Origin of the sequence: Variovorax sp. E3 (assembly GCF_016082275.1) — a bacterium.
Classification (GTDB): domain Bacteria; phylum Pseudomonadota; class Gammaproteobacteria; order Burkholderiales; family Burkholderiaceae_C; genus Variovorax.
This window is the reverse complement of the sequence record NZ_MOWM01000031.1, coordinates 19,734-45,063: the sequence shown is the minus strand read 5'-3', so window position 1 is coordinate 45,063 and position 25,330 is coordinate 19,734. Positions and strand designations below refer to the sequence as shown.

The 25,330-nt window shown below is 67.3% G+C and carries 21 protein-coding genes, 5 pseudogenes and 1 riboswitch; of the genes and pseudogenes, 9 read left to right on the top strand and 17 right to left on the bottom strand.

Annotated features, from left to right (window positions below; all coding sequences use genetic code 11):
• The first annotated feature begins 7 nt into the window (after positions 1–7).
• A pseudogene (locus tag BMG07_RS13890) lies at positions 8–1,197 on the top strand (MFS transporter).
• A 41-nt stretch (positions 1,198–1,238) separates the two neighbouring features.
• Positions 1,239–1,757, top strand: a complete 519-nt coding sequence (locus BMG07_RS13885; RefSeq protein ID WP_269758937.1) for a GNAT family N-acetyltransferase — start codon at positions 1,239–1,241, stop codon at positions 1,755–1,757.
• Between the two features lie 41 nt (positions 1,758–1,798).
• Here the strand turns inward: BMG07_RS13885 and BMG07_RS13880 are convergent, their stop codons facing one another.
• Positions 1,799–4,405 carry a diguanylate cyclase domain-containing protein gene (locus BMG07_RS13880; RefSeq protein ID WP_307866950.1) on the bottom strand — a complete coding sequence of 869 codons (2,607 nt, stop codon included), beginning with the start codon at positions 4,403–4,405 and terminating at the stop codon, positions 1,799–1,801.
• Positions 4,406–4,676: 271 nt separating this feature from the next.
• Entirely contained in the window at positions 4,677–5,000 is a 324-nt protein-coding gene (locus tag BMG07_RS13875) for a metalloregulator ArsR/SmtB family transcription factor (protein WP_198085064.1), read from the bottom strand.
• A 93-nt stretch (positions 5,001–5,093) separates the two neighbouring features.
• Here BMG07_RS13875 and BMG07_RS13870 point away from each other — a divergent pair, with 93 nt between their 5' ends.
• Complete coding sequence (locus tag BMG07_RS13870; RefSeq protein WP_198085063.1) at positions 5,094–5,486, top strand: thiol-disulfide oxidoreductase DCC family protein; 393 nt, start codon at positions 5,094–5,096, stop codon at positions 5,484–5,486.
• Between the two features lie 15 nt (positions 5,487–5,501).
• Positions 5,502–6,206: a bifunctional 2-polyprenyl-6-hydroxyphenol methylase/3-demethylubiquinol 3-O-methyltransferase UbiG gene (ubiG, locus tag BMG07_RS13865; RefSeq protein ID WP_198085062.1), complete on the top strand. Its 705-nt coding sequence runs from the start codon at positions 5,502–5,504 to the stop codon at positions 6,204–6,206.
• A gap of 26 nt (positions 6,207–6,232) precedes the next feature.
• Here the strand turns inward: ubiG and BMG07_RS13860 are convergent, their stop codons facing one another.
• Positions 6,233–6,925, bottom strand: coding sequence for an FMN-dependent NADH-azoreductase (locus BMG07_RS13860; RefSeq protein WP_198085061.1), 693 nt, complete (start codon positions 6,923–6,925; stop codon positions 6,233–6,235).
• 103 nt (positions 6,926–7,028) lie between these two features.
• Between BMG07_RS13860 and BMG07_RS13855 the strand changes: the two genes are divergently transcribed.
• Positions 7,029–7,955 carry a LysR substrate-binding domain-containing protein gene (locus tag BMG07_RS13855; RefSeq protein WP_198085060.1) on the top strand — a complete coding sequence of 309 codons (927 nt, stop codon included), beginning with the start codon at positions 7,029–7,031 and terminating at the stop codon, positions 7,953–7,955.
• Between the two features lie 49 nt (positions 7,956–8,004).
• Here BMG07_RS13855 and BMG07_RS13850 read toward each other — a convergent pair whose 3' ends face one another.
• On the bottom strand, positions 8,005–8,208 hold the full coding sequence (locus BMG07_RS13850) for a hypothetical protein (protein ID WP_198085059.1): 204 nt from the start codon (positions 8,206–8,208) through the stop codon (positions 8,005–8,007).
• Positions 8,209–8,425: 217 nt separating this feature from the next.
• Positions 8,426–8,994 (bottom strand): annotated as a pseudogene (gene mntP / locus BMG07_RS13845) (manganese efflux pump MntP).
• A gap of 5 nt (positions 8,995–8,999) precedes the next feature.
• Positions 9,000–9,174, bottom strand: a riboswitch (yybP-ykoY riboswitch).
• Positions 9,175–9,425: 251 nt separating this feature from the next.
• Here mntP and BMG07_RS13840 point away from each other — a divergent pair.
• The gene (locus BMG07_RS13840; protein ID WP_198085058.1) at positions 9,426–10,343 is read left to right on the top strand and encodes a CFI-box-CTERM domain-containing protein; all 918 of its coding nucleotides are present in this window, start codon (positions 9,426–9,428) and stop codon (positions 10,341–10,343) included.
• Positions 10,344–10,661: 318 nt separating this feature from the next.
• On the opposite strand, the gene gcvA is transcribed toward BMG07_RS13840, so the two are convergent.
• Positions 10,662–11,564 (bottom strand): transcriptional regulator GcvA, encoded by a 903-nt coding sequence (gene gcvA, locus BMG07_RS13835; RefSeq protein WP_198085057.1) that lies wholly within the window; start codon positions 11,562–11,564, stop codon positions 10,662–10,664.
• A gap of 134 nt (positions 11,565–11,698) precedes the next feature.
• Here gcvA and BMG07_RS13830 point away from each other — a divergent pair, with 134 nt between their 5' ends.
• Positions 11,699–12,370 (top strand): FMN-dependent NADH-azoreductase, encoded by a 672-nt coding sequence (locus BMG07_RS13830; protein ID WP_198085056.1) that lies wholly within the window; start codon positions 11,699–11,701, stop codon positions 12,368–12,370.
• A 4-nt stretch (positions 12,371–12,374) separates the two neighbouring features.
• Here BMG07_RS13830 and BMG07_RS13825 read toward each other — a convergent pair whose 3' ends face one another.
• Positions 12,375–13,280, bottom strand: coding sequence for an SDR family oxidoreductase (locus tag BMG07_RS13825; protein ID WP_198085055.1), 906 nt, complete (start codon positions 13,278–13,280; stop codon positions 12,375–12,377).
• 236 nt (positions 13,281–13,516) lie between these two features.
• Here BMG07_RS13825 and BMG07_RS13820 point away from each other — a divergent pair, with 236 nt between their 5' ends.
• Positions 13,517–14,542 (top strand): M35 family metallo-endopeptidase, encoded by a 1,026-nt coding sequence (locus BMG07_RS13820; protein WP_198085054.1) that lies wholly within the window; start codon positions 13,517–13,519, stop codon positions 14,540–14,542.
• Positions 14,539–14,883 carry a hypothetical protein gene (locus tag BMG07_RS13815; RefSeq protein WP_198085053.1) on the top strand — a complete coding sequence of 115 codons (345 nt, stop codon included), beginning with the start codon at positions 14,539–14,541 and terminating at the stop codon, positions 14,881–14,883. Before BMG07_RS13820 ends, BMG07_RS13815 begins: the two co-directional genes overlap by 4 nt.
• A 125-nt stretch (positions 14,884–15,008) precedes the next feature.
• On the opposite strand, the gene BMG07_RS13810 is transcribed toward BMG07_RS13815, so the two are convergent.
• The 10 genes and pseudogenes from BMG07_RS13810 to BMG07_RS13765 all read right to left on the bottom strand — a co-directional run bounded on the left by BMG07_RS13810 (position 15,009) and on the right by BMG07_RS13765 (position 25,328).
• On the bottom strand, positions 15,009–15,947 hold the full coding sequence (locus BMG07_RS13810; RefSeq protein WP_198085052.1) for a glutathione S-transferase family protein: 939 nt from the start codon (positions 15,945–15,947) through the stop codon (positions 15,009–15,011).
• Between the two features lie 46 nt (positions 15,948–15,993).
• A complete protein-coding gene (locus tag BMG07_RS13805) occupies positions 15,994–17,634 on the bottom strand; it encodes an isovaleryl-CoA dehydrogenase (RefSeq protein ID WP_198085051.1) in 1,641 nt (546 codons plus the stop codon).
• A gap of 34 nt (positions 17,635–17,668) precedes the next feature.
• On the bottom strand, positions 17,669–18,685 hold the full coding sequence (locus BMG07_RS13800) for an NADP-dependent oxidoreductase (RefSeq protein ID WP_198085050.1): 1,017 nt from the start codon (positions 18,683–18,685) through the stop codon (positions 17,669–17,671).
• 24 nt (positions 18,686–18,709) lie between these two features.
• Positions 18,710–19,182, bottom strand: a pseudogene (locus BMG07_RS13795) (PaaI family thioesterase).
• Between the two features lies 1 nt (position 19,183).
• A pseudogene (locus tag BMG07_RS13790) lies at positions 19,184–19,980 on the bottom strand (SDR family oxidoreductase).
• Between the two features lie 25 nt (positions 19,981–20,005).
• Complete coding sequence (locus BMG07_RS13785) at positions 20,006–20,308, bottom strand: Dabb family protein (RefSeq protein WP_081269453.1); 303 nt, start codon at positions 20,306–20,308, stop codon at positions 20,006–20,008.
• A gap of 20 nt (positions 20,309–20,328) precedes the next feature.
• Positions 20,329–20,580: a hypothetical protein gene (locus BMG07_RS13780; protein WP_198085049.1), complete on the bottom strand. Its 252-nt coding sequence runs from the start codon at positions 20,578–20,580 to the stop codon at positions 20,329–20,331.
• Positions 20,580–22,432 (bottom strand): annotated as a pseudogene (locus BMG07_RS13775) (acyl-CoA dehydrogenase). Before BMG07_RS13775 ends, BMG07_RS13780 begins: the two are co-directional and overlap by 1 nt.
• Positions 22,433–22,636: 204 nt before the next feature.
• Complete coding sequence (locus BMG07_RS13770; RefSeq protein ID WP_198085048.1) at positions 22,637–23,812, bottom strand: acetyl-CoA C-acyltransferase; 1,176 nt, start codon at positions 23,810–23,812, stop codon at positions 22,637–22,639.
• 40 nt (positions 23,813–23,852) lie between these two features.
• Positions 23,853–25,328: a M20 family peptidase gene (locus BMG07_RS13765; RefSeq protein ID WP_198085047.1), complete on the bottom strand. Its 1,476-nt coding sequence runs from the start codon at positions 25,326–25,328 to the stop codon at positions 23,853–23,855.
• Between the last annotated feature and the right edge of the window lie 2 nt (positions 25,329–25,330).

Here is a 25,330-nt window from a genome sequence, read left to right as displayed (position 1 = left end):
GGGCATCATGCCAATAGCTCTCATCGCCCTTACCGCCGGTGCCTTCGGAATAGGCACCACCGAGTTCGTCATCATGGGCCTGCTGCTGCAGGTCTCTACGGATCTTCAAGTCTCCATCACGGCCGCCGGCCTGCTGATCTCGGGCTACGCGCTCGGGGTCGCGGTCGCGCGCCCGTGCTCACCATTGCCACGCGCAGGCTGCCCCGCAAGACGGTGCTGCTGGCGCTGATGGCGATCTTCACGCTCGGCAACCTGGCCTGTGCGGTCGCGCCCAACTACGAAATGCTGATGGCGGCGCGCGTGATCACCTCGCTGGCGCACGGCACCTTCTTCGGCGTCGGCTCGGTGGTGGCCACCGGGCTGGTGGCGCCGGAGCGCCGCGCCTCGGCCATCGCGATCATGTTCACCGGCCTGACCGCCGCCACCTTGCTGGGCGTGCCGGCCGGCGCGTGGCTGGGGCTGCAGTACGGCTGGCGTTCGGCCTTCTGGGCGGTGGCGCTGATCGGCCTGCTCGCCTTTGCGGTGCTCGCCGTGTTCGTGCCGCGCGTCAAGGGCGAGGCCAAGCCCGCGCCGCTGCGCGAAGAGCTCGCCGTGCTGGCGCGGCCGCAGGTGCTGCTCGGCCTGGCGATGACGGTGCTCGGCTTTGCCGGCGTGTTCGTGGTGTTCACGTACATCCAGCCGGTGCTGACGCAGCTCACGGGCCTGCCGGAATCGGCGGTGTCGCCGATCCTGCTGGTGTTCGGCGGCGGCCTGGCCGTGGGCAACATCCTCGGCGGCAAGCTGGCCGACCGCACGCCGATGGCCGCGATCATGGGCACGCTGGTGGCGCTGGCCGTGGTGCTGGGCGCAATGCAGTTCACCATCGGCACGCCGTTCACCGCGGTGGTGTTCGTCGGCCTGCTCGGCCTGGCCTCGTTCGCGACGGTGGCGCCCATGCAACTGCGCGTGCTCGAGAAGGCCTCGGGCGCGGGCCAGAACCTGGCGTCGAGCCTGAACATCGCGGCCTTCAACCTGGGCAATGCGCTGGGCGCATGGGTCGGCGGCGTGGTGATCGCGCGCGGCCCGGGGCTGCACGCCCTGGGCTGGGTGGCGGCGCTGATCACGCTGGTGGGCCTGGCGATCGCGCTGTGGAGCCGTGCGCTGGACCGGCGCGAACCGCGACACACGCTGGGCGACTGCGCTTCGCAATCGGCCTGAGCCTTCGCCTCGCGGCATTTGCGGGAAAGGCAGAATTCGCCATGCCTTTCCCTTTTCAGGTTCGCCCCGCCCTCGCGGCCGACTCCCATGCGCTGGCCGCGCTGGCCATTCAGGTCTGGCTCGACACCTACGCCACCGCCGGCGTGAACGACCTGCTGGGCCGGTATGTGCTCGACGCGTTCACGCCGTCGGGCTTTGCCGCATTGGCACAGGACGAGCGTGCGGCGCTGCTGGTGGCCGAGAGCGATGCGCACCTGGCCGGCTACGCGCTCGTGCGCTTCGATGCGCCGCAGGTGCTGGCCCCGGCCTCCGATGTGGAGCTGCGCACGCTCTATGTGCAGGCGCCGTTCACGCGCGCCGGTGTCGGCACGGCGCTGCTCGCGCGGGCCCGTGCCGCGGTCAGGGAGCGCACGGGCGGCGATGCGCTGTGGCTGTCGGTCAACACGCGGAACCGGCGCGCCTGCGGCTTCTATGAAAAGCACGGCTTCGCGCGCATGGGCCAGACCTGGTTCACGCTGGGCGAAGCGCGCCACGAGAACCACGTGCTCGCCCTGCCCTGAGCTGATTGATTGATGCGCCCCGCCGCCGGCGGCGGGCGCCCTCAGTGCGCCTTGGCCGGCGTGTCCAGCGCCATGCTGGCGGCCACGAAGAACTCGAAGCGGTTGCGTCCCGCCGCCTTCGAGTTGTAGAGCGCGGCATCGGCCCGCGCCAGCAGCTCGGCCGCCGTCACCTGCGGATCGGTGGCCCGGTGGAACGCGATGCCGATGCTGGTCGTGACGTCGATCTGCCGCCCCTCGATCTCGAAAGGCGGGTTGTTGATGCGCTCCAGGATCTTGCTCGCGACGGTGGCCACCGCGTCCTGGTTGCCCAGGTTCTCGAGCACCAGCACGAACTCGTCGCCCGCGAGCCGCGCGACCATGTCGGTGCCGCGCACGCTGCCCAGCAGCCGCCGCGCGTACTCGACCAGCACCGCGTCGCCCACGGCGTGGCCGAGCGTGTCGTTGATGCCCTTGAAATGGTCGATGTCCAGGAACATCAGCGCCAGCGAATTGCCGGTGAAGCGCCCGCGCAGCACGGCGTCGGGCAGGTACTCGTTGAAGGCCAGCCGGTTCGGCAGGTTGGTGAGCGTGTCCAGCCGCGCCAGCTCGATGAGCTTGTGCTCCACCACCTTCAGCGCGGTGATGTCCAGCGCCAGCGAGAAGATGCCGTGCGTCAGGCCGTCGGCGCGCACGTCGGGCACGTAGATCACCTGGGTGATGCGGTCGTAGCCCTTGCGCTGGGTACGCGCCTCGAACTCGACCTTCTCGCCCGCCAGCGCGCGCGCGATCATGGGCTGGCGCGACAGGTAGACCTCGCGGCCCGCCACCTCCTGCACATGGCGCCCCAGCACCTGCGTCGGGTCCAGGCCCAGCCACTCGCGGCTCGTGGCGTTGGCGAAGGTGATCTTTTCATCGCGGTCGATGTAGGTGATCAGCGCCGGCATGCTGTCGGTGATGGCGCGCAGGCGCAGTTCGCTCTCGGCCTGGCGCAGCTCGGCTTCCTTCAGCGCCGTGATGTTGAAGGTCATGAGGTAGAAGCCCACCACCTCGCCGCGCTGGTTCTTGTCGGGAATCAGGTTGACCTGAAAGAAGCCTTCCTTGCCGCGCATGGGCGCGCGCACCGAGAAGCGCACCTTCTTGCCCGAGAACATCACCGGCAGGTAAGGCTTGTGCTGCGCGTACATGGCCTCGCCGATGGCCGAGCGCAAGGTGGCGCCCACCAGCGAGCCGTCGTTCACGCCCGCCCTCTGCCGCGCCCGGATGTTGCCGAACAGGCAGTTCTGGTTGCGGTCGAAATACCCGACCAGCGCCGGAATGCTGTCGGTCACGTCGCGCAGCCGCTTCTCCTGCTCGGTCAGGGCCTTGCGGATGGTCACTTCCTCCGTGATGTCGAAGGTCATGGAGAACACGCCGCGCACCACGCCGTCGGCATCGACGTCGGGAATGTAGTGCGCCTTGAAAGTGCGGTTGCCGATGCCCAGCCCGGCGTCGCCCGGTTTCTCGAGGATCACGGTTTCGCCGGCCAGCGCGCGCATGAAGTACGGCTCGACGATGGAGAAGTCTCTTGTGCCGCGCACCTCGGGCATCAAGCGGCCGACCAGCGGCGCGTGGTTGTGCAGCGTCCGGATGTGCGCGTTGACGAAGGTGTAGCGCAGCGACGCGTCCACGTGCGAAACCATCGCCGGGATGCTGTCCGCGATGGTGCGTATCTGCGCCTCGCTGTGCGCCAGGCTGAGTTCGCTGGCGCGGCGCTGCTTCATCAGCTCGTCGAAGGTGCGGGCCAGGTCGCCGATTTCGTCGGGCGCGTAGCGCAGGGGCGCCGTGGCTTCGGCGGGCGACTGCTGCGCCACCTGCATGTGCCGGTGCAGGTCGGCCAGTGGCCGCAGCTGCCGCCGCGCCACGCCCAGGGCCAGTGCGCCGGCCGTCAGCGCGAGCAGCAAAGCGCCGACCCAGGCGCCGCGCTCGATGGCGTCGATGCCGGCAAAGGCCTCGGCGCTCGGGTACATCGACCCGACGATCCAGTTGGTCTGCTCGGTGCGGTCGAAGGCGTAGAGGCCGGGCACGCCGCTCTCGTCGACGCCTTCGCTGGTGCCCTCGAAGCCGGCCATGGCGCGCAGCAGCTGCGGGCTGGCCGCGCCCTCGGACGGCACCCGGTTCAGGATGCGCGAGGTGCGCGGATGGTCGATCACGACGCCGTCGGTGGTCGTGATGAACAGGTAGCCGGTCTTGCCGATCTTGACCTCGGCGAGCGTGCCCAGGATGTTGCGGTCCTTGAGGTTGATCGCGCCCGAAATGACGAAGCGCACCTGCCCCGCGTTGTCCAGCACGGGCTCGGTGATGGCCACCTGCGCGAGCCCGTTCAGGCGGTTGCGGTAGGGCTGCGAGATGATGCCGGCCTTGGACGCCACCGTCTGCTGGAAGTAGGCGCGGTCCTTGAGGTTCACCGTGCCGATGGCGGCCCGGCCGTTCTGGTTGGCCACCAGGTCGCCGGTCATGTCGATGAGCGCGACGTTGTCGAAGGCCAGCTTCAGCGCCGCGTGTTTTTCCAGAAAGGCCTGCAGCGGCGCCGCGTCCGCGAAGTCTTGCGCTTCCACGCTGTCGCCGAAGGTCTGCAGCAGGATGCGGCGGCTGCCCAGTTTCTGGTCGATGGCGTCCGCGATGGCGGACACCCCGTGCCAGCTGCTCGCTGGCGATCGAGGCGCGCATGTTGCCCTTGACGAGGTGCAGTGCGTAGGTCGCGATCGCGAAGGTGGCGGTGAGGACGACAGCCGCGACACCGAGGCTGAGGCGCGTGTGCAGACCGAAGCGCAGTTTCGAAGGGCCCGAGGAATTCATTGGTCTTGTTCAAGCAGCCGGGGCATCGCCGGCGGGAGTCTCCATGGACAGTATCGTGGCGATCGGCATGCCGCGATATGGCGAGCGCACCACATCTTGCATGCCTCAGGCCTTCGGCGCGGGGGGGCGGCGCTCGGCCAGCGCGCGGCTTTCCTTCTTCAGCGCCTTGGACACCGGGCACACCGCCTGCACGAAGCCGGTCAGCGTGTTGGCCAGGCTCTCGCGCTGCAGGCTGTAGAAGACGAACTGGCCCCGCTTCTCGGCCTTGACCAGCCCGGCTCCCTCGAGAATTTTCAGGTGCTTGGACAGCGAAGGCTTCGACATCTCGAAGCGCGTGGCGATGTCGCCCGCCGAAAGCTCGGCTTCCGACAGGTACGCCAGGATCTTGCGCCGGGGCGTGGATGCCAGCGCTTCGAATACTTTTTCCATCGACCGATTTTACGCCGGGGGTAGTCAATTCTCTAATTAGTTATTTAGGCATTTAGCTAAATGAATGGCACAATCGGCCGCACAGGAGCCGACATGCCAGAACCCGCCGAAGCCATCGAAGCCGCCGCCCCCACGACCGTCTACTACAACAGCGCCTGCCCGGTCTGCGACGCCGGCGTCTGTGCCATGCGCGACAGCCTGCCCGCCGCGAACGTCGAATGGATCGACGTGCACGCCCGCCCGGAAGTGCTCGAGCCGCTCGGCCTGCGGCTGGAAGACGTGCGGGAGCGCCTGCACCTGGTCGACCCCTCGGGCGCCACGCGCATCGGCGCCGATGCGCTCGCCGGCGTGTTGTCGCTGTCGCCGGCATGGCGCTGGCTCGCCCGCCCCCTGCAATGGCCCGGGCTGCGAACGCTCGCCGCCTGGTCCTACAACCGCTTCGCGCGCCTGCTCTACCGCTGGAACCGCGCGCGGGGCCACTGGTAATCCAAGGAGAAACACATGCGCACCGCAAATTTCGATCCCGCCGAACTGGCCAAATTCCAGGCGCTGGCCGAGCGCTGGTGGGACCCGCTCTCCGAATTCCGCCCGCTGCACGAGATCAACCCGCTGCGCCTCGAATGGATCGACGGGCTCGCCGGCCTGCGGGGCCGCAAGGCGCTGGATGTCGGCTGCGGCGGCGGCATTCTTGCCGAGGCGATGGCCGGACGCGGGGCCGAGGTGCTGGGCATCGACCTGGCGCACAAGCCGCTCAAGGTGGCGGCGATCCATGCCGGCAAGAGCGCCGCCACGGTGGCCTACCGCGCCGTTTCCGCCGAAGACCTGGCCGACGAATGCGAGGCCGCGTTCGACGTGGTGACCTGCATGGAAATGCTCGAGCACGTGCCGTCGCCGGACGCCGTCATCCAGGCCTGCGCGCGCATGGCCAGGCCGGGCGGCTGGGTGTTCTTCTCGACCATCAACCGCACGCCGTGGGCCTGGCTCATCGCCATCTTCGGCGCGGAGCGGGTGCTGCGCATCCTGCCGCGCGGCACGCACGACTACGCCAAGCTGATCCGCCCGAACGAGCTCAAGGCGGCCGCCGCCAAGGCCGGCCTCGTGCTGCACGACCAGCGCGGCCTGGGCTACAACCCGCTCACGCGCAACTTCCGGCTCCACGGCTCGCTGCGCGTGGGCTACCTGCTCGCGATGCGCAAGCCGGCCTGAGGCGCGACGACAGCCGCAGGTTCGCGTCAGGCAGCAGCGTGCGAGCGCAACAGGCGATCGACCAGCCCGTCCACGCGCTGCTCCGCGCGCCGCATCGACTGCGCGAGCTGTTCGCCGCCGAATTCGTCGGACTCCACCGCCGCTTCGAACACCTCGGTGATGCCAATGTAGCCGAGGGCCGAGCGCACGCTGTTCTCCGTGTGGTTGAGGTGCGCGACGCGCCCGCCGGCGTCGTAGCCGTGATCGCCGCGCGCGCCGAGCAGCACCACGCGCTTGCCCGCGTCCGCCAGCAACGGCCAGTACGGCACGGCGCCGCGCGAACGGTCGAAGCCGAAGGTGCGGCCCACGCGCACGATGTTGTCGATCCACGCCTTGAACTGCGCGGGCACGCTGAAGTTGTACATGGGCAAGCCGACCACGATGACGTCGGCGGCCACGAGCTGGTCGACCAGTCGGTCGCTTTCGGCAAGCGCCTCGGCCATCCACGGCTCGCGCGCAGCCGGCGGCGTGAAGGCCGCGTGGATCCAGCGGCCGTTGACGTGCGCGGGCGGCTGCTGGCCCACGTCGAGGTAGTCGATGCGATCACCGGGCCGCGCGCCGTGCCAGCGCTGGACGAAGCGCGCGGAAAGGCGCCGCGTGTGCGAGCCGTGCGGGTCGGTGTCGGAACGGCCCGGGCGGGCGCTGGCGTCGATGTGCAGGAGGTTCAATGCTTGGGTCATGATGGATGAGCAGGTCTGTTTCGTGAAGCGCTGTCAGAATGACCGCGCAGGCCTTGAATCTATGGACACGGGCCTTGACTCACAAACGATCATTTCTCCTCGCATGCAAGAGATTGGCTCATCCATCCGCCCTGCCCGCAAGCTGCCTGCGCTGCTGTCGCTGCGCGCGTTCGAGGCGGCCGCCGCGCACCTGAGCTTTCAGCGCGCGGCGCTGGAACTCTCGGTCACGCCGTCGGCCATCAGCCACCAGGTGCGCGCGCTGGAAGACACGCTGGGGCAGGCGCTGTTTCGCCGGCTCACGCGGCAGCTGGCGTTGACGCCCGCCGGCCAGCGGCTGTTCGACGACCTGCGCCTGGGTTTCGACGCGCTCGAGGCCGGCGTCGACAGGCTGCGCCAGCCGGCCGCCTCGCAGTCGGTCACGCTGACCACCAACACGGCCTTTGCCGCGCGCTGGGTGTTGCCGCGCATGGTCGCGTTCCGCAAGGCCTGCCCTGGCATCGAGCTGCGGCTGCACGCGAGCGACACGCTGACCGACCTGGCGCGGGGCGACGCTGACATTGCCGTGCGCTCGGGCAGCGGCAACTGGCCGGGCCTTGTGGCGCAAGAGCTCATGCCGGAGCGCTATGCGCCGCTGTGCAGCCCGATGCTCGGGCTGAAGCGCGTGGCCGATCTGCCGAAGCACCAGCTGATTCATTGCGACTGGCAACCGCAGGCGCTGGCGCCGGCCGTGTGGCCGCGCTGGTTTCGCGAGGCCGACATCGCGCCGCCACGGGGCCGCGCGATGAAAGCCTCGGGTCTGTCGTTTTCGGACGAGACGCACGCCATGCTCGCGGCGCTCGGCGGGCATGGGGTCGCGCTGCTGAGCCTGACCCTGTCCGCGGAAGAACTGCGCAGCGGCGCGCTGGTGCAGCCCTTCGGGCCCGTGCTCGATACGGGCAGCTACTTTCTGGCAACCGCCAGCGGGCGGGAGAACGAACCGGCGATTCGCGCGGTGTGGGCGTGGATCGCATCGCAAGGCGGGCCCATGTGAAAAAGCCTCCCGAAGGGAGGCTTTCGTTCGCCGGCGGCGCGGTGGCGCGTCAGCGCGTTGTCTTGCTCAGGAGCGTCGGCACGATGTAGCCGTCGCGGTAGACGCCTTCGATGGTGCCGTCCACGCGGTCGGCGGAATGCGCCGCCACGAACTTCTCGTCCCCCTGGCGGTAGACGACGATGGTGCAGGACGAGCGCTTGCTGAGGATGCGGGCGACGCCTGTGGCCTGGCGAAGAGTCGGATACGTCTCCATGGAGATCCTTGTTTGTCTTATCCCGTGGATAGTAGTCTTTAGGTATTCAGAGCGGACCTGGGTATCTTCTGAGTACCAACGTCTTCTTTTCGAATTCTTGGGAATCCGTGATTTAGTTGCAACGGTCGCGTGCCCGAGTCCACCTCGGTGTGTTTCTTGCGCGAATGGCAGGCCGCGTGGATCGTCGGGAAAAGCTCCGCGACGGCATGGCCCGGTCTCAGGCCAGCCCGTTCAGGTGCTCGTAGAGGATGAAGAAGCCGATCCCGATCAGCAGCACCCCGCCGACGATTTCCGCGCGCTTGCGACCACCGCGCCCAGCACGCGCCCGACCATCACGCCCAGCGTCACCATCGTCAGCGTGGCCAGGCCGATGGCCAGCGCGGTCCACGCGATGTTGACGTTGATGAAGGCCAGCCCCACGCCCACCGCCATTGCGTCGATGCTCGTCGCGAAGCCGGTGATGGCCAGGGCCCAGAAGGAATTGCGGCTGGGCTTGTCTTCGACTGCGTCGGGCGCGCCGAAGCCCGCCCAGATCATGCGCAGGCCCAACACGCTGAGCAGCGTGACCGCGATCCAGTGGTCCCACTGGGCCACGTAGCTCGCGGCCGCCAGGCCGGCGGCCCAGCCAATAACGGGCGTGATGGCTTCGATGACGCCGAAGATGACGCCCGTGCGCAGGGCTTCGCGCCAGGAGGGTTTGCGCAGGGCCGCGCCTTTGCCGACAGCAGCGGCGAAAGCATCCGTCGACATGGCGAATGCAAGAAGGATCGTGGAAGCAATGTTCATTTTGGAAGTAGCAGGCAAGGCCGGTTCAAGACGCCGCGGCGCACGAACCCGCCGGCCAAAGCCGCGTCCGTACACCGCTGGTCTCGCCAACCTTTCGGCTGCGCACGCCACGGTCGCAAGGTGCGAACCGAGTATGTTGACGTGCGCGCTTCCGAAGTCCGGAAGCAGGCTACTCCCCAAGGGAGCCGCGATTCTAGATGCGGGTTTGCAAAAGGCCTGTGACAGCGACTGTTTTGTTTGTAGGGCTTTGCTACATTCGACCGCGCCCTCGGGGTCGCCGCCCCCGGCCTTCTTTCTGTCGACCCGCTGAAATCCCCATGGTTCTCGTTGCCGCCGTGTGCCCTCAATGTTCCGGGGCGCTCCAGATTCCCGAAGAGCGGGACTTCGTGAAATGCCAATACTGCGGAACCGACATCATGGTTCGCGAGCCGGTGCGGCCCGCGCAGTACGTGCGCCTGGTACAGGCGGCCGCATCCGCCGCGCAGCCTCCGGCGAACCCCGCGCACCTCAAGGAACTGGGGCGGGAAGCACTCGAAGCGGGCAACGCGGAAGAGGCCTACAGCTACTTCAGCCGCACCCTCGAACTCGACCCCAAGGACGCGCAAGCCTGGACCGGCAGGGCCGATGCCCTCGGCATGGCGTCGGATGCGTACAACCTGCGCTTCAAGGACATGATCGCCGCGCTGGACAACGCGCGCGAAACCTCTGCACCCGAGCAGCAGGCTGCGTTGCTGAAGGCGCACGTGGAGAAAGTCAAGGCGGTGCTGTTCCCGCTCCATGCGGCCGCACGCGATCAGCTTGTGGCGGATCCCTCCCCCGACCTTTGGTACAGCTACCTCCGTCAATTCGAGGTATTCGTCGAGACCGCCGAGTTCCTGCACCGGCGCGTTCCCGACGACATGCAGATCATCGAATTCCTGATCGAGGCGCATCGGGCAGCGATCGAGGGCGCCATCGGGCCTGCGCAGGAATCGGACTTCGTGGTCGACGACAAGCAGGAGCAGAAGCTGCGCGCGGCCATGGAGGCGTACAGCGAGAAGCTGGCCGTCTTCAAGCCGGGCTACGAATTCCCCACCGTGTACCGCGCACAAAAAGGCGACTGCTTCGTCGTGACCGCGACGATGGGCGATGCGGCGCATCCGTCGGTGAAGTTGCTGCGCGACTTCAGGGACCAGCGCCTGGCGCGCACGGCCGCGGGACGCGCCTTCATCGCCTGGTACTACGCGCACGGCCCGGCGTTGGCGCGGCTTGTCGCGCGATCGAAGGCGCGTCGAAGCGCTGCTTATGTGCTGGTTGTGGCGCCCGCGACGACGCTGGTCAAGGCGCTTGATCGGCTGGCGCAGCGGTAGCGCCGGGGATCAGGCCGCGTCCGACCACGCGAGCCAAGCCTGCGAGTGCCTTCCTGGCATCTCTTTTTTGCGAGTCCCGAAACTCGCCGCCCTTAAGCGCCACATAAGTTTCGCTCGACACAATCATCCGCAGTAGCCCACTCTTTTCCTCCCTCCTCCAGGGCTACTCTTGACCCGCCTCGGCGGGTTTTTCTTTGCGCGCGCCAGCGCCATAATTGGCTCAGCCATGCCGGGTGTTCTCTTCCAAGGTGTTCACTTCACATGGTCAGACGGTCGAGGTGCCAGCGCATCCCGGCCGTCGCCTTTTGCGCATCGCCCTCAAGCGCTCGCGCCCGGCAGCTGCAGCCCCCTGACCCATTCGAACACCGCCGCCACGGCCGGCTCGTCGCGTCGCGTCTGGGGGCACACCAGGTAGAACGGCAACCCCGGCAGTTCGGGCCCGAAGGGCTTCACTAGGTTGCCCGCGCGCAGTTCGTCGGCGATCAGCGCCAGGCTCATCAGCGCCACGCCCTGCCCCTGCAGCGCGGCCGACACGGTGTGCGTCTCGTCCGAGAACACCGGCCCCGCCGACACGTCCAGGCCCGGTACCTGCGCCTGCTGCTGCCATTCGGCCCATGTGCCCGGCTGGCTCTTGCTGCCGGGCAGCGCGAAGTGCAGCAGCGTGTGCCGCTTGAGGTCGCCGCGCCGCTTCAGCTTGAGCGCGGGGCTGCACGCCGGCGCGAAGACGTTGTCGAACAGCTTCTCGGCCACCATGCCGGGCCACTGTCCGCGACCGTAGCGGATGGCGATGTCGGCCGTCACGCCGTCGAGCGCGACGGCCTCGTGCGATGCATGGATGCGCAGGTCCAGCCTCGGGTGCAGCGCCCGCAAGCTGCTGACGCGCGGCAGCAGCCAGCGCGCGGCAACGGCCGGCGTGGCCGACAGCGTGATGGCCTGCCGCTGCGGCGGCGCGCGCAGCCGCGCCACCGCATTCGCCATGGCATTGAATGATTCGCTCAGCACCGCCTGCAGCTCCCGCCCCTGCGGTGTGAGCACCAGTTGCCTCGGCTGGCGAATGAAAAGCGCGACACCCAGCGCGTCTTCCAGCTGCCGCACCTGGTGGCTGATGGCGGTGGGCGTGACCGACAGCTCGTTCGCCGCGAGCTTGGCGCTGCAGTGCCTCGCCGCCGCCTCGAAGGCACGCAGCGCCGCCAGCGGCGGGAGTTGGCGCAGGTTGGTCATGGATGAATTATTTTTTCAGCAGCGCAAAGAAATCGTCGTTTGTCGCGCTTTGGATGCTTGGGTAAATTGGGAACCGTGTCAAGCAGACAGCTGAATTTCCTTCATTCCACTTCACAGCACAGAGGACCCGCCCCATGACCACCCTGCTCCACATCGACGCCAGCGCCCGCCCCGGCTTGTCGGGCACGCACGCACACGGCTCGCACTCGCGCCGGCTGAGCCAGCATTTCGTCTCGACCTGGCGCGCCGCGCGACCTGACGACGAAGTGATCTACCGCGACATCGGCGCCACGCCGCCGAGCCACGTCACCGGAGAATGGATCGCCTCGGGCTACACACCGGCCGCCGAGCGCGAGCCGTGGATGCATGCCGTGCTCGTCGAGAGCGACACGCTGATTGCCGAGATCCGCCGCGCCGACGTGCTGGTGATCGGCGTGCCGATGTACAACTTCGGCATGCCGGCGCCGCTGAAGTCATGGATCGACAACGTCGTGCGCATCGGCGCGACCTTCGACTTCGACCGCAGCCGCGAGAACCCCTATGTGCCGCTGCTGGCCGAGCGCCATCGCCGCACGGTGCTGCTGAGTTCGTGCGGCAGCAGCGGCTACGGGCCGGGCGGCTTCCAGGCCGGCATGGACCTGCTGACGCCCGGCGTCGCCACCCCGCTGGCGCTGCTGGGGCTCACTGAAATGCACAGCGTGGCGATCGAGCATGCCGAAGACCACGGCGACCTGCTCGACCGATCGATTGCCGCCGCCCTCGCCCGCGTCGAAGCGCTGGTCGGCGAGCTGCAGGCGGCCGCCTGAAAACTCAGGCCGCGCGCAGCTGCTCGCGCAGCTTCTGCCCGATCTCGGGCCGCTCCAGGAACGGGTCGGCGGGGTTCGTGCCCGACACGATGTTCTCCATGCGGCTGCGCACGTTGCCCAGCGCCTTCGGGTGGCTGAACACGTAGAACTGGTTGTCGCTGATGGCCTCGAACACCTTGGCCGCCACTTCGGCGGCCGTGATCTTGCCGCTGCTCACGGCCTTGTTGCTCATGGCCTGGCCGATGAGCTGGCTCTTGGTGAGCTCGCTGTCCTTCGGCGCGTTGGGGCGGTTGCGCTCGCTGCTGGTGATGCCGGTGGGCACGAAGTACGGGCACAGCAGGCTCGCGCCGATCTGGTCGGTGACGAGGTTCAGGTCCTGGTACATCGTTTCCGTGAGGCTCACGACGGCGGCCTTGGCGGCGTTGTAGATGCCCATGTTGGGCGGCGTGAGCAGCCCGGCCATGCTGGCGGTGTTGGTGATGTGGCCGCGGTAGCTCGGGTCTTTCGCGGCGGCCTCGAGCATCATCGGCGTGAACAGGCGCACGCCGTGGATCACGCCCCACAGGTCGACGCCCAGCACCCATTCCCAGTCGGCCACGGTGTTCTCCCACACCAGGCCGCCGGCGCCCACGCCCGCGTTGTTGAACACGAAGTGCGGCGCGCCGAAGCGCTCCTTCACGGCGGCGGCCAGCGCTTCCATCTGCTTGGCGTCGGACACGTCGACCTTGCGCGCCAACACCTGCACGCCGGCGGCTTCCATCTCGGCCTGGGCCTTGTCGAGCGCATCCTGCTGCACGTCGACCAGCACGAGGTTCATGCCGCGCGCCGCACCGATGCGCGCGCATTCGAGGCCGAAGCCCGAGCCCGCGCCGGTGAGTACGGCCGTCTTGCCCTTGAAGTCCTGAATCATTGGATGCTTTCCTGTAGTTGACTCTGCGTTGCCTATTGGAACGCTTCGCGCCGCAGTTCGCTGTCCTTCGTGTGACGCGAATCTGCGGTCGGGGCAGCCCGAACGGTACCGAGTCGGCATCTGGACAGGGCAAAACTCATTCGTTCGTGGCAAAAGGCCAGCCGGTTGACCATAGACAACAGTGCTGCCTGCTGTCACCGCATACAACGCCCCTTTATCAATAGGGAGCCCAGGGAATGGAGCGAAAAATTCTTGTCGTTGGCGATCCGCCGGCGCCTGGCGGCGCGGTGCTGTCTTACGACGGCCCGTTGCTCGACTTGTACGGACACAGGGTCGCATTGGTCGGCGGCAGGGCTTACTGCGAAGGCTGCAACAGCGTCGGCATCATCGCGAAAACCGGAGGGCCCCGGCGCCCCCGATTCATATCGGAGGCAGCGCTGGAAGGAGACATGGTGGTCTGCCAATGCCCGGCACCACAGCCCATACTTTCTACCCTGCAGCAATGGGCAACATGCGATGACGGGGCGTGGCATAGCGAGGGAAACGGATCGAGCCCGGCGGCAATGGCAATGCTGTCAGCCGCCGCGACCGGGGACGAGTTGGCAGCATTCAAGAAGACGTTGGACAAGAATGTCGCGCACCCGCCAGGCGCCGAAATGGTCGAGGGAATCTGCCCGAATATGACCAACAAGGAGTTTTGCGCAATGATGCTCAGGCTGCGAGACCAGGCCGTAGTGCTCATTGCGAAGAAACGCCTCCCGGAGCTTGAGCGATGGGACAAAGACGCGCAGGCGAGAGTAAAGGAGTGGTTCGGAACAGCCGCCCCCTCGGTGCGAGAGCATCTCCAGAAAGGGCTGGTTGCGTGCCGGCGAGTGCTCGAAGAACTGGAATGCGGGAACTTCATCCGGTACTCGGAAGCAAACAAAAGGAATCTGGGCTGCGTTTTTTCGAGCGACCCGGTCGTCACGGTCGCGGCGGTTTGCAAGCCGGACACGGCGACTCGCACCATTGCCATCGGACTGAGTTTTTGCGACCTTCCGGAGAACATGCGCATCTACGATACCGACGTCATCCGCGACGGGGACTCGAAGCTCCTGACCTTGATTCACGAGGTCACGCACTTCGACGACATCTTCGGTTCATTCGATACCTGGTATGGAACAAAGCACGCGAGAGACCACGCAGAAGACCCCAGGTCCCGCGTCAACGCCGACAGCATCGCTGCCTACATTCTTGGCGTTGTTGCGAAAGCATCCAGATGAAGTGCACGATCAAAGCCTTGCTCGCCGTCGCTGCGGTACTGATCGGCTGTGGCGCCATGGCTTGCAAGCCTGTCGTCGTCACAAGGCTGACTTTTGCCGAAGGCTCTGCTGACCTTGAGCCTGCACAGATAGTGAAGCTCGCAGAATTCATCGGCCGGGCGAACTCGACCTTTCCCAAATACCTTGAGGTTTCGATCGATGCAGGTGCCAGCGTCAAGGTTCCGGGCAGAACACCCGCCGAGGCCAGGCAGTTGGCGAAACGCCGCGCTGAGAATGGCCCGGGCGTACAAGCAGCTCCAGCCGGCCGAGCTCAAGCTGGAAACCACATCGGACATCCATGAAGACAACAGGATGCCGAGGGCGGCAAGCAACGACTTTGTCGTGGTGCAGTTTCACCCCGACTTCGAGGCGCTGAAATTGCCCGACTGCAACCCGGTTCCGATCCCCGGGTTCAAGCGCTGACGCCTCAAGCCTCTGCTTTCTTCAGCACATACCCGATGCGCGGAAAGTGCACATGCACCCGGCCCGTACGCTCGCCGTTGCGCTCCAGCGTGTAGTGCGTGCGCGTGGCCGCGACCAGCGTGCCGGGCGTTTCCTCCAGGCCGAAGCTCTCGGCGCGGATGGTCACGGCGCTGCCCAGTGGAATGCCGTGGTCGTCCTGGAAGGTGCTGTCGGTCAGCAGCGTGTGCGGCGTGGCGGCCTTGGCCACGGCAATGGCCTCGTCGCTGGTGAACTTCTCGGGCGTGCCGTGGCCGATGGCGGCCATGCGGTCCATCCAGTCGATCACCGCGGGCGTCAGGTCGAGGATGGTGCGCACCGACTCGATGCGGCGCGTGTACCAGAGCGAGTGATAGGCCGAGAAGTCGGCGATGCTGGGCACTTCGCCGAGCAGGTAGGGCTTGTCGTCGAGCATGTCCGACAGGCGGCGCAGGTACGACTTGTAGGCGCTGGTGGCATCGGCGGGGCGCAGGCGCGTCATGTTGCCCGCGCTCATCTTGCCGCGGTCTTCGCCGAAGGCTTTCGCGGCTTCGGGCGGGGCCTTGGCGAACACCTCGGCCGCGCCCTTGGGCTGCAGGTTCCAGGCCATCGACGCCCAGAACAGCGTGGTGTCGGCCCACTGCGCGAGGATGCGCGACAAGCCCTTCTCGGGCTCGGGGTAGAGCGTGGGTTCAGGTTGCAGGTGCTCGAGCACGTCGGCGATGAGCGCGCTGTCGCAGTACATGTCGGCGCCGATCTGCAGGAACGGCGTCTTGCGGTAGCCGCCCGTGAGCGTTTCCACGTCGGGCTTGGGCATGATCGGCGGAATGAACACCGACTTCCACGGCAGCTTCTTCGCGCCGAGGATCAGCCGCACCTTCTCCGAAAACGGCGAGGTGGTGTAGTGATGAAGGATCAGGTCGGCCATGGGTTGTTTCCTGTGGGTTGTCGTTGTGTGTTCGTTCAGCGTGCGGTCAACGGGGCTGCGCGCGCTGGAGGATCGAATCGAAATCGGTGCCCGCGCCCAGCGTGCCGAAGGCATTGCCCCAGTCGCCGCCCAGGCGTGACGCGCAGAAGGCATCGACCACCGCGGCCGGCGCGGCCTGCACGAGCAGCGATGCTTGCACGGCCAGTGCCACGTCCTGTGCCAGACGGCGCGCCTCGACCTCGGAGGCCATCGCCTCGATGCGCGCGGGCAATGCGTCGGCAAGGCGGTCGAGCGCGGCATGCTGGCCGCGTGCCGGCGCCAGCTCTTTCGTCAGCGCGGCCACCGCGTCGCCCTTGCGCAGGCCGCGCAGCAGGTCGAGCGCCATGATGTTGCCCGCGCCCTCCCAGATCGAGTTGAGCGGCATCTCGCGGTAGATGCGGGCCATGATGCCTTCGCCGCCCTCTTCCACGTAGCCGTTGCCGCCGAGGCACTCCATGGCCTCCTGCGCAAAGTGGCTGCCGCGCTTGCAGATCCAGAACTTGGCGACGGGCGTGAGCAGGCGCGCCATCAGGCGTTCGTGTTCATCGTCCTGGCGGTCGAAGGCCTTGGCGAGCCGAATGGCCAGCGCCGTCGCGGCTTCGCTTTCAAGCGCGAGGTCGGCCAGCACGTTCTTCATCAGCGGCTGCTCGATCAGCGGCTTGCCGAAGGCGTTGCGCTGGCTCGCGTGGTTGAGCGCAATGCCCAGCGCCTGGCGCATCAGCCCGCTGGTGCCCAGCGCGCAGTCCAGCCGCGTCATCGTGCCCATCTCGAGGATCTGCGGAATGCCGCGCCCCTCCTCGCCCACGAGCCACGCGCTCGCGCCCTGGAACTCGACCTCGGAGCTCGCGTTGGCCTTGTTGCCGAGCTTGTCCTTCAGGCGCTGGATCTGGATGGCGTTGCGCGTGCCGTCGGGCAGCACGCGCGGCATGAAGAAGCAGCTGAGCCCGGCCGGCGCCTGTGCCAGCACCAGGAAGGCGTCGCACATCGGTGCCGAGAAGAACCACTTGTGGCCGGTGATGGCGTAGCGCTCGCCCCAGGCGTCGCTGCCGTCGCGCACGGCGCGCGTGGTGTTGGCCCGCACGTCGGAGCCGCCCTGCTTCTCGGTCATGCCCATGCCCATGGTCACGCCGGGCTTGTCCTTGAACAGCTTCAGCGCCGGGTCGTACCAGAGACTGCCGAGCTTGGGGCCCCAGTCGGCGTACACGCCTGCATTGCCGCGCAGCGCGGGCGTGGCCGCGTAGGTCATGGAGACGGGGCAAAGAATCGACGGCTCCAGCTCGGTGAAGAGCATGAAGCCGGCCGCGCGCAGCACATGCGGCGAGGCCGACGTGCCGGTCCACGGCGTGCCGTGCAGCCCGGCGCCCACGGCGGCGGTCATGAGCGCGTGGTAGCTCGGATGAAACTCCACCTCGTCGATGCGCCGCCCGAAGCGGTCGTGCGTGTGCAACTCGGGCGTGTGGACGTTGGCCAGCCGCGCATGCGCCTGCATGCCGGCCGAACCGAGGGTGGCGCCCAAAGCTTGCAGTTGCGTGGTCTGCAACGCGGGCGCGTTGAACTTCAACGCATCGCGCAGGGGCCGGTTGGTGTCGAACAGGTTGTAGTCCACCAGCGGCGTGGGCTGGTTGAAGACGTCGTGCGTCGTGTCCATGACCGGCCTCCTTTGCCGTGCGTTTTCAGTTCATTCAGATCAGCTTGACGAGTTGCTTGCCGAAGTTCTTGCCCTTGAGCAGGCCCAGGAAGGCCTCAGGCGCCGACGCGATGCCTTGCGCAACCGACTCGCGCGGCTTGAGCTTGCCGGTGCCCACCAGCGTGCCCAACTCGGTCAGTGCCTCCGGCCACACTTCCATGTGCTCGCTGACGATGAAGCCTTCGATCTTCATGCGGTTGATGAGGATCAGCGCCGGGTTCGCGAGCGGCAGCGGCTGGCCGTCGTAGCCCGCGATCATTCCGCACAGCGCCACGCGGGCGAAGGCGTTGGCGCGCAGCAGCACGGCGTCGAAGATGTAGCCGCCGACGTTCTCGAAGTAGCCGTCGATGCCCTTCGGGCAGGCTTCCTTCAGCGCGGCGCTCATGGTCTTGACGTCGGGGTGCTGGCGGTAGTCGATGCAGGCGTCGAAGCCCAGCTCGTCGGTCACGTACTTGCACTTCTCGGCGCCGCCGGCGATGCCGACCACGCGGCAGCCGCGCGCCTTGGCCAGCGCGCCGAAGGCGCTGCCGACCGCGCCGCTGGCGGCCGTGATGACCACGGTTTCACCGGCCTTGGGCGCGATGATCTTCACCAGCCCGTACCAGGCCGTGACGCCCGGCATGCCGACCGCGCCCAGGTAGTGCGACAGCGGCACGTGCGTGGTGTCGACCTTCTTCAGCGCGCCGGGTTGCGAGGCGTCGACCACGCTGTATTCCTGCCAGCCGCCGAAGCCGACCACCTTGTCGCCCACGGCGTACTTGGGGTGCTTGCTCTCGACCACTTCGCCGACCGTGCCGCCCTGCATGGTCTGGCCCAGCGGCTGCGGCTGCGCGTAGCTCTTCGAATCGTTCATGCGCCCGCGCATGTACGGGTCCAGGCTCATGTAGTGGTGGCGCACCAGCACCTGGTTGTCCTTGAGCGCCGGGGTCTCGGCGGTCACGAGCTTGAAGTTGCTCGCCACGGCCTCGCCGTCGGGGCGGTTGTCGAGGTGGATCTGCTTGTTGGTGGGCATTGTCTGTCTCCGGGAAAAGGGGAATCAGTCGGTCGACGGCGGGCGCATGGCGTTGGCGCTCGCGGGGCCGGTCGGCAGCCGGCGCTTCACGTACTTGAAGGTGCCCGTGGCGTGGGCGCACACGCGCTCCTGCTCGTCATAGATTTTGGCCTCGGTGAAAGCCAGCGTCGCCGTCCGGTGAATGAGCGTGCCGCGCGCGTGCAGCGGGCCCACCGAAGGCTGCATGAAGCTGGTCTTCATCTCGATGGTGACCACGCCGGTCTCGGGCGCACGCTGCGCGCGGCGGCCGCCATGGTGATGTCCAGCAGCGTCATGCAGGCGCCGCCGTGCGTCACGTCGAAGGTGTTCAGGTGCTCGGGCTTGGCGGTGTAGATGATTTCGGACTCGCCGCCTTCGAACTTCGTCAGTTCGAAGCCCAGGTGGCGCGCGAACGGAATCTGGCTCGTGTAGGAGCGGATGTTGATGTCGCTGGTGTCGGGGGAAGACGAAGAAGACATGTCAGGCCGCACCCAGCACCACGCTCACGCCGCCGTCCACCGCCATCCACTGGCCGGTGATGTGCTTGCCGGCGTCGCTCGCGTACAGCAGCGTCAGGCCCTTCAGGTCTTCGTCGTCGCCCAGGCGGCCCAGCGGCGCGTGCGCGGCCATCTTGTCCTCGCCCAGCGACTTGATCAGGCCGGCGGCCATCTTCGTCATGAAGAAGCCGGGGCAGATCGCGTTCACGTTGATGTTGTACTTGCCCCATTCGGCGGCCAGCGTGCGCGTGAAGCCGATGACCGCGGTCTTCGAGGTGTTGTAGGCCAGCGTCTGCATCTCGGGCGGGTTGCCGTTCAGGCCGGCGATCGACGCGATGTTGATGATGCGCCCCGTCTTCTTCGGGATCATGTAGCCGTTGGCGATCTGCTGCGACAGGATGAAGTAGCCGCGCACGTTGAGGTTCATCACCTTGTCCCACGCCTCGACGGGGTGGCTCTCGGCCGGCGAACCCCAGCTCGCGCCGGCGTTGTTGATGAGGATGTCGACCCCGCCCATGCGCTGCAGCGTCTCGTCGGCCAGGCGGCGGGTGTCTTCTTCCTTCGAGCAGTCGGCGGCGATCCAGCGGGCGTCGATGCCGGCGGCCTGCAGCTCGGCGGCGGCCTGCTCCAGGTCTTCGGCCTTGCGCGAGCTCAGCATGATCTTTGCGCCGCTTCGCCGAGCGCGTGGGCCATCTGCAGGCCCAGGCCGCGCGAGCCGCCGGTGATGAGGGCGGTCTTGCCGGTGAGGTCGAAGAGTTTTTGAACAGTGCGGGCGGTCATGGGTTGTCTCCGGGGTTCGGGTGGGTCAGATCTCGTAGTCCATGCACTGGCGGGCTTCACGCACGGCGCCGATGAAGGGCTTCAGGGCCACGTGCTGCGGATGGTCCGCATAGGCCGCGAGCGCGGCGGCGTCGGTGAATTCCGAGTTCAGGATCAGGTCGTAGGTGGCTTCCAGCCCGGGCTGGGCAATGGCCACCTCGAAGCGGTGCGTGCCGGGCGACAGCCTGGCGCAGGCGTCGAGCAGCGCTTTCGCCTTGCGCAGGTTGGTTGCCTTGTCGGCGCCCTCGGCGTGCTCCTTGAACTTCCACATGACGATGTGCTTGAGCATGGTGGTGTCCTTGTCTTGCGTTACTTGTCGTTGAGCCGCGAGCGCACGTAGATGAGCACGAAGCCCACCAGCGTGACCAGGGCGCCGGGAACGGCCATCGACCAGCCCAGCGCGGGCTCGGTGCGGCCGGTGGAAATGCCCAGGATCACGAGGAACAGCCCGCCGTAGATCAGGATCCAGATCCACTTCTCCAGGCGCGCGTGGGGCTTGGGCGGCTTCGGGGTGTTGGCTGGGGTGTTGGGGGTGGAATTCGGCGGATTGTTGGTGGCCATCAGAAGGCGTCCTCGGGCAAAGCGGTACAGGTCGGGTCGCGGGTTTCGACCACCTGGAGCCAGGCACCGATTTTCGGCAGCTCGTAGTGGAAGAAATAGTCCGTGGCGCCGATCTTGCCAGCTGTTACCGCCCTCGCCTTTTCACCGTCCGTCTCCAGGGCCCTTTGGGCCACGTCGAGCCAGATCCACGCCAGCACCGTGTGGCCGAAGGCCTGCATGTAAGGCACGGCGTTGGCCAGCGCGTCCGCCGGGTCGCCGGTGGACCACGCGGCCTCGGTGGCGCTGCCGATGCGCTGCAGCGCGGCGCCCAGCGCCTTGGCATGGGCCGCCAGCGCCGGCACCTTGGCCGCGCGGCCGATGGTGGCGGTCATGCGGCCGGCCAGCAGCTGCAGGCCACGGCCCTTTTCCATCAGCACCTTGCGGCCCAAGAGGTCGGCCGCCTGGATGCCGTGCGTGCCCTCGTGGATCATGTTCAGGCGGTTGTCGCGCCAGTACTGCTCCACCGGGAAGTCGCGCGTGTAGCCGTAGCCGCCGTGCACCTGGATCGCCAGCGAATTGGCCTCCAGGCACCACTCGCTGGGCCAGCTCTTGGCGATGGGCGTGAGCACCTCCAGCAGCAGGCGCGCGTCGTCGGCGGTCTGGGCGTCGCCGGTCTTCTGTTCGTCGACCAGCCGGGCGCAGTACAGCTCCAGCGCCAGCGCGCCTTCGCAGTACGCCTTCTGCGCCAGCAGCATGCGGCGCACGTCGGCGTGCTCGATGATGCGCACCTGCGGCGCGGCCGAGTCCTTCACGACCGCGGCACCGGCGGCTTCAGGCTTCTTCACCAGGCGGCCCTGCGGGCGGCTCTTGGCGTATTCGAGCGAGGCGTGGTAGCCGGCCATGCCGAGCATGGTGGCGGCCGTGCCGACGCCGATGCGCGCCTCGTTCATCATGTGGAACATGCAGTGCAGGCCCTTGCCGGGCGCGCCGACCAGGTAGCCCACCGCGCCGGCCTTGCCGTCGACCGGGTACTTGCCCTCGCCGAAGTTCAGCAGCGTGTTGGTGGTGCCGCGCCAGCCCAGCTTGTGGTTCAGGCCGGCGAGCGCCACGTCGTTGCGTTGGCCCGTGAGCTGGCCCTGCGTGTCGACCATGCGCTTGGGCACGATGAACAGCGAAATGCCGCGCGTGCCCGGCACCAGCTTGCCGTTCTCGTCGGGGATCTTGGCCAGCACGATGTGCACGATGTTCTCGGTCAGCTCGTGGTCGCCCGACGAGATCCACATCTTGTTGCCCGTGAGGCGGTAGCGCGGGCCCAGCGGGTCATCCTGAAAGTCCGCGCCGTCCGGCACGGCGCGCGTGGCCACGTCGCTCAGCGACGAGCCCGCCTGCGGCTCGGACAGGCACATGGTGCCGGCCCAGCGGCCGGAAAATTCGTTCTTGGCGAACACCTCTTTCTGCATGTCGGTGCCGTGCACCATCAGCAGGTTGGCGTTGCCGCTCGTGAGCATGTTCGAGCCGATGCTCACCGAGGCCATCGCAAAGAAGCTGTTGGCCGCGGCGGACAGCGTGTACGGCAACTGCATGCCGCCGACGTCGTAGTCCTGCGCGGCGCTCATCATTCCCGATTCGACAAAGGCCTTGTGCGCATCGTGCGTGGCCTGCGGCAGGATGACTTTCTCGCCGTCGAAATGCGGCTCCTGCGTGTCACCGTGCGGTTGAACGGCGCGTACTTCTCGCGCGCGATGCGCTCGCAGGTGTCGAGCACCGCGTCGAAGGTTTCGCGCGAATGGTCGGCAAAGCGCTCGCGCTGGTTGAGCGACTCGGCGTCGAGCCAGTCGTAGAGCAGGAAGTCGAGGGTGGAACGCAGGCTCATGGCTTTCTCCAGGGGAACGGATCGGGGTCGGGCGGTCGAACGCGAAAGGGGTCCGAAGGGTACGAAGGGGGTGGGAAACGGCGCAAGACGGCGCAAAAAAAGTCGCAGAGAAAAACCAATGAAATTCTGGTTTCTCTTCTGCGACTTCTGCGTAACCTTCGCGACTTCGGCGCTCGGAAGTCCGATGTCAGGGGCTCAAAAAACTCAGAGGACTTCGAAGACGCCTGCTGCGCCCATGCCGCCGCCGATGCACATCGTGACCACGACCTTCTTGGCGCCGCGGCGCTTGCCTTCGATGAGCGCGTGGCCCGTCAGGCGCTGGCCGCTCACGCCGTAGGGGTGGCCCACGGCAATGGCGCCGCCGTCCACGTTCAGGCGGTCGGCCGGAATGCCCAGCTTGTCGCGGCAGTAGATCACCTGCACGGCGAAGGCTTCGTTCAGCTCCCACAGGTCGATGTCGTTGACCGTGAGGCCCAGGCGCTTGAGCACCTTGGGAATCGCGAAGACCGGGCCGATGCCCATTTCGTCGGGCTCGCAACCGGCCACGGCGAAGCCGAGGAAACGGCCCAGGGGCTTCAGGCCCTTCTGCTCGGCGTACTTCTCGTCGACCACCACGCAGGCGCCGCCGCCGTCGGAGAACTGGCTGGCATTGCCGGCCGAGATCAGGCCGCCGGGAATGGCCGAGCGGATGCCGCTGATGCCTTCCTTGGTGGTGCCGGCGCGAATGCCTTCGTCGTTCTCGACGGTGACTTCCTTGGTGCGCAGGCCCATCACGGGATCGGCCACGCCGGCCAGCACGGTGATGGGGGCGATCTCGTCCTTGAAGCGGCCGGCTTCCAGCGCGGCCGTGGCCTTCTGCTGGCTGGCGGCGCCGTACTCGTCCATGGCGTCGCGGCCGATGTTGTAGCGCTTGGCGACCTGCTCGGCCGTCTGCAGCATGTTCCAGTAGATCTCGGGCTTGTGCTTCACGAGCCAGGGGTCGGCCAGCATGTGCTTGTTGGCTTCGTTCTGCACGCACGAGATGCTCTCGACGCCGCCGGCCACGTACACCTCGCCTTCGCCCGCGATGATGCGCTGGGCGGCGGTGGCGATGGTCTGCAGGCCCGACGAGCAGAAACGGTTGATGGTCATGCCCGACGTGGTGATCGGCAGGCCGGCGCGCAGTGCGATCTGGCGCGCGATGTTCGAGCCGGTCGCGCCTTCGGGCGTGGCGCAACCCATGATGACGTCATCCACCGAGGCGGGGTCGATGCCGGCGCGCTGCACCGCGTGCTGCACGGCGTGGCCGCCCAGCGTGGCGCCGTGCGTCATGTTGAAGGCACCCTTCCAGCTCTTCGCGAGCGGCGTGCGGGCGGTGGAAACAATGACGGCGCTGGTCATGGTGAGGTCCTTTGAAGATGGAAGGGAAAAGAGGTGGTCGTCATTGCGCCGGAGCAGCGTTGGTGTTGCTCAGGAGCTGGTGATAGAAGCCGATCATCTCGCCGTAGTTCGAGATGGCCAGGCGTTCGTTGTTGCCGTGGATGCGCGCCAGGTCCTCGCCCTTCAGCCGGAACGGCGAGAAGCGGAACACGGCGTCGCTCACGAGGCTGAAGTGGCGCGAGTCGGTCGCGGCGGTCATGAGGCCGGGGGCCACCACCGCGTCGGGGAAGCTCTGGCGCACGGCCTGCTGGATCGCGCGGTAGCCGGTGCTGTCGGTCGGCGACACGGGCGACGGCTCGGCGTTGCCGGGGTACTGCTTGATCTTGATGTCGTCGTTGGCCAGTTGCTTGCGCAGGTGCGCCTCGACGCTGGCCAGCGAGTCGCCCGGCAGGATGCGGAAGTTCACGGCGGCCTCGGCGCGGCCGGGCAGCACGTTGTCCTTGTTGCCGGCGCGGATGATGGTCAGCGCGGTGGTCGTGCGCAGCATGGCGTTGCTGCTCGGGCTCTTCTCGAGAATGCCGCGCACCACGGGCTCGGTGAGCCACAGGTTGGACAGCATCACGCGGTTCACGCCGCTCATTTCGGGAGCGAGCGTGCCGAACATCTGGCCGGCAATGCCCTTGATGCCGCCGGGCATCGGGTTGGCCTCGAGCCGCGCCAGCGCCGCGCTCATGCTGCCAATGGCGCTGTGCTGCGGCGGCATCGACGAGTGGCCGGGGGCCGTGTCGAGCGACAGGAAGAAAGTGCCGTAGCCCTTCTCCGCCAGGCCGATGAGCGCCGCGGGCTTGCTCAGGCCCGGCAGCACGCCGTCGAGCACCAGCAGGCCTTCGTCGAGCACCCAGTCCAGACGCACGTTGCGCGACTTGAGCAGCTCGGCAATGGGCAGCGCGCCGCGCAGGCCGCTGACTTCTTCGTCATCGCCCATCACGAGGTAGACGGTCTGTTTCGGCTTGAAGCCGGCGCCGATGAGCAGCTCGATGGCTTCCATCTGCGCGAAAAGATTGCTCTTGTTGTCGAGCGTGCCGCGGCCCCAGACGAAGCCGTCCTTGATCTCGCCCGAGAAGGGGTCGACCGTCCAGGCTTTTTCAGTGCCGGGGGCGATGGGCACCATGTCCTGGTGCGCCATCAGCGCGATGGGCTTGGCCTGCGGGTCGGTGCCGGTCCAGGTATAGAGCAGCGCCTTGTTGCCCACCACTTCCTTCTTGAGGGTGGCGTGCACCTTGGGGAACTGCTGCGCCAGGTAGGCATGCAGCTTGTCGAACTCGGCCGCGTTGGCGGCCGGGTCGTCCATGCCCGAGACCGTGCGGAACGTGATCGCTGTAGACAGCCGCTTGGCGGCCGCCTGCAGGTCGATGTCCAGCTTGGGCGCGGGCGCCACCGCCAGTTGCTGCGATGGCGTGGTCCAGGTCTTGACCGCCACGGCGGCCACCAGCAAGACGATTGCCAGCAGCAGCCCCAGGAAGATGCGTTTCAACATTG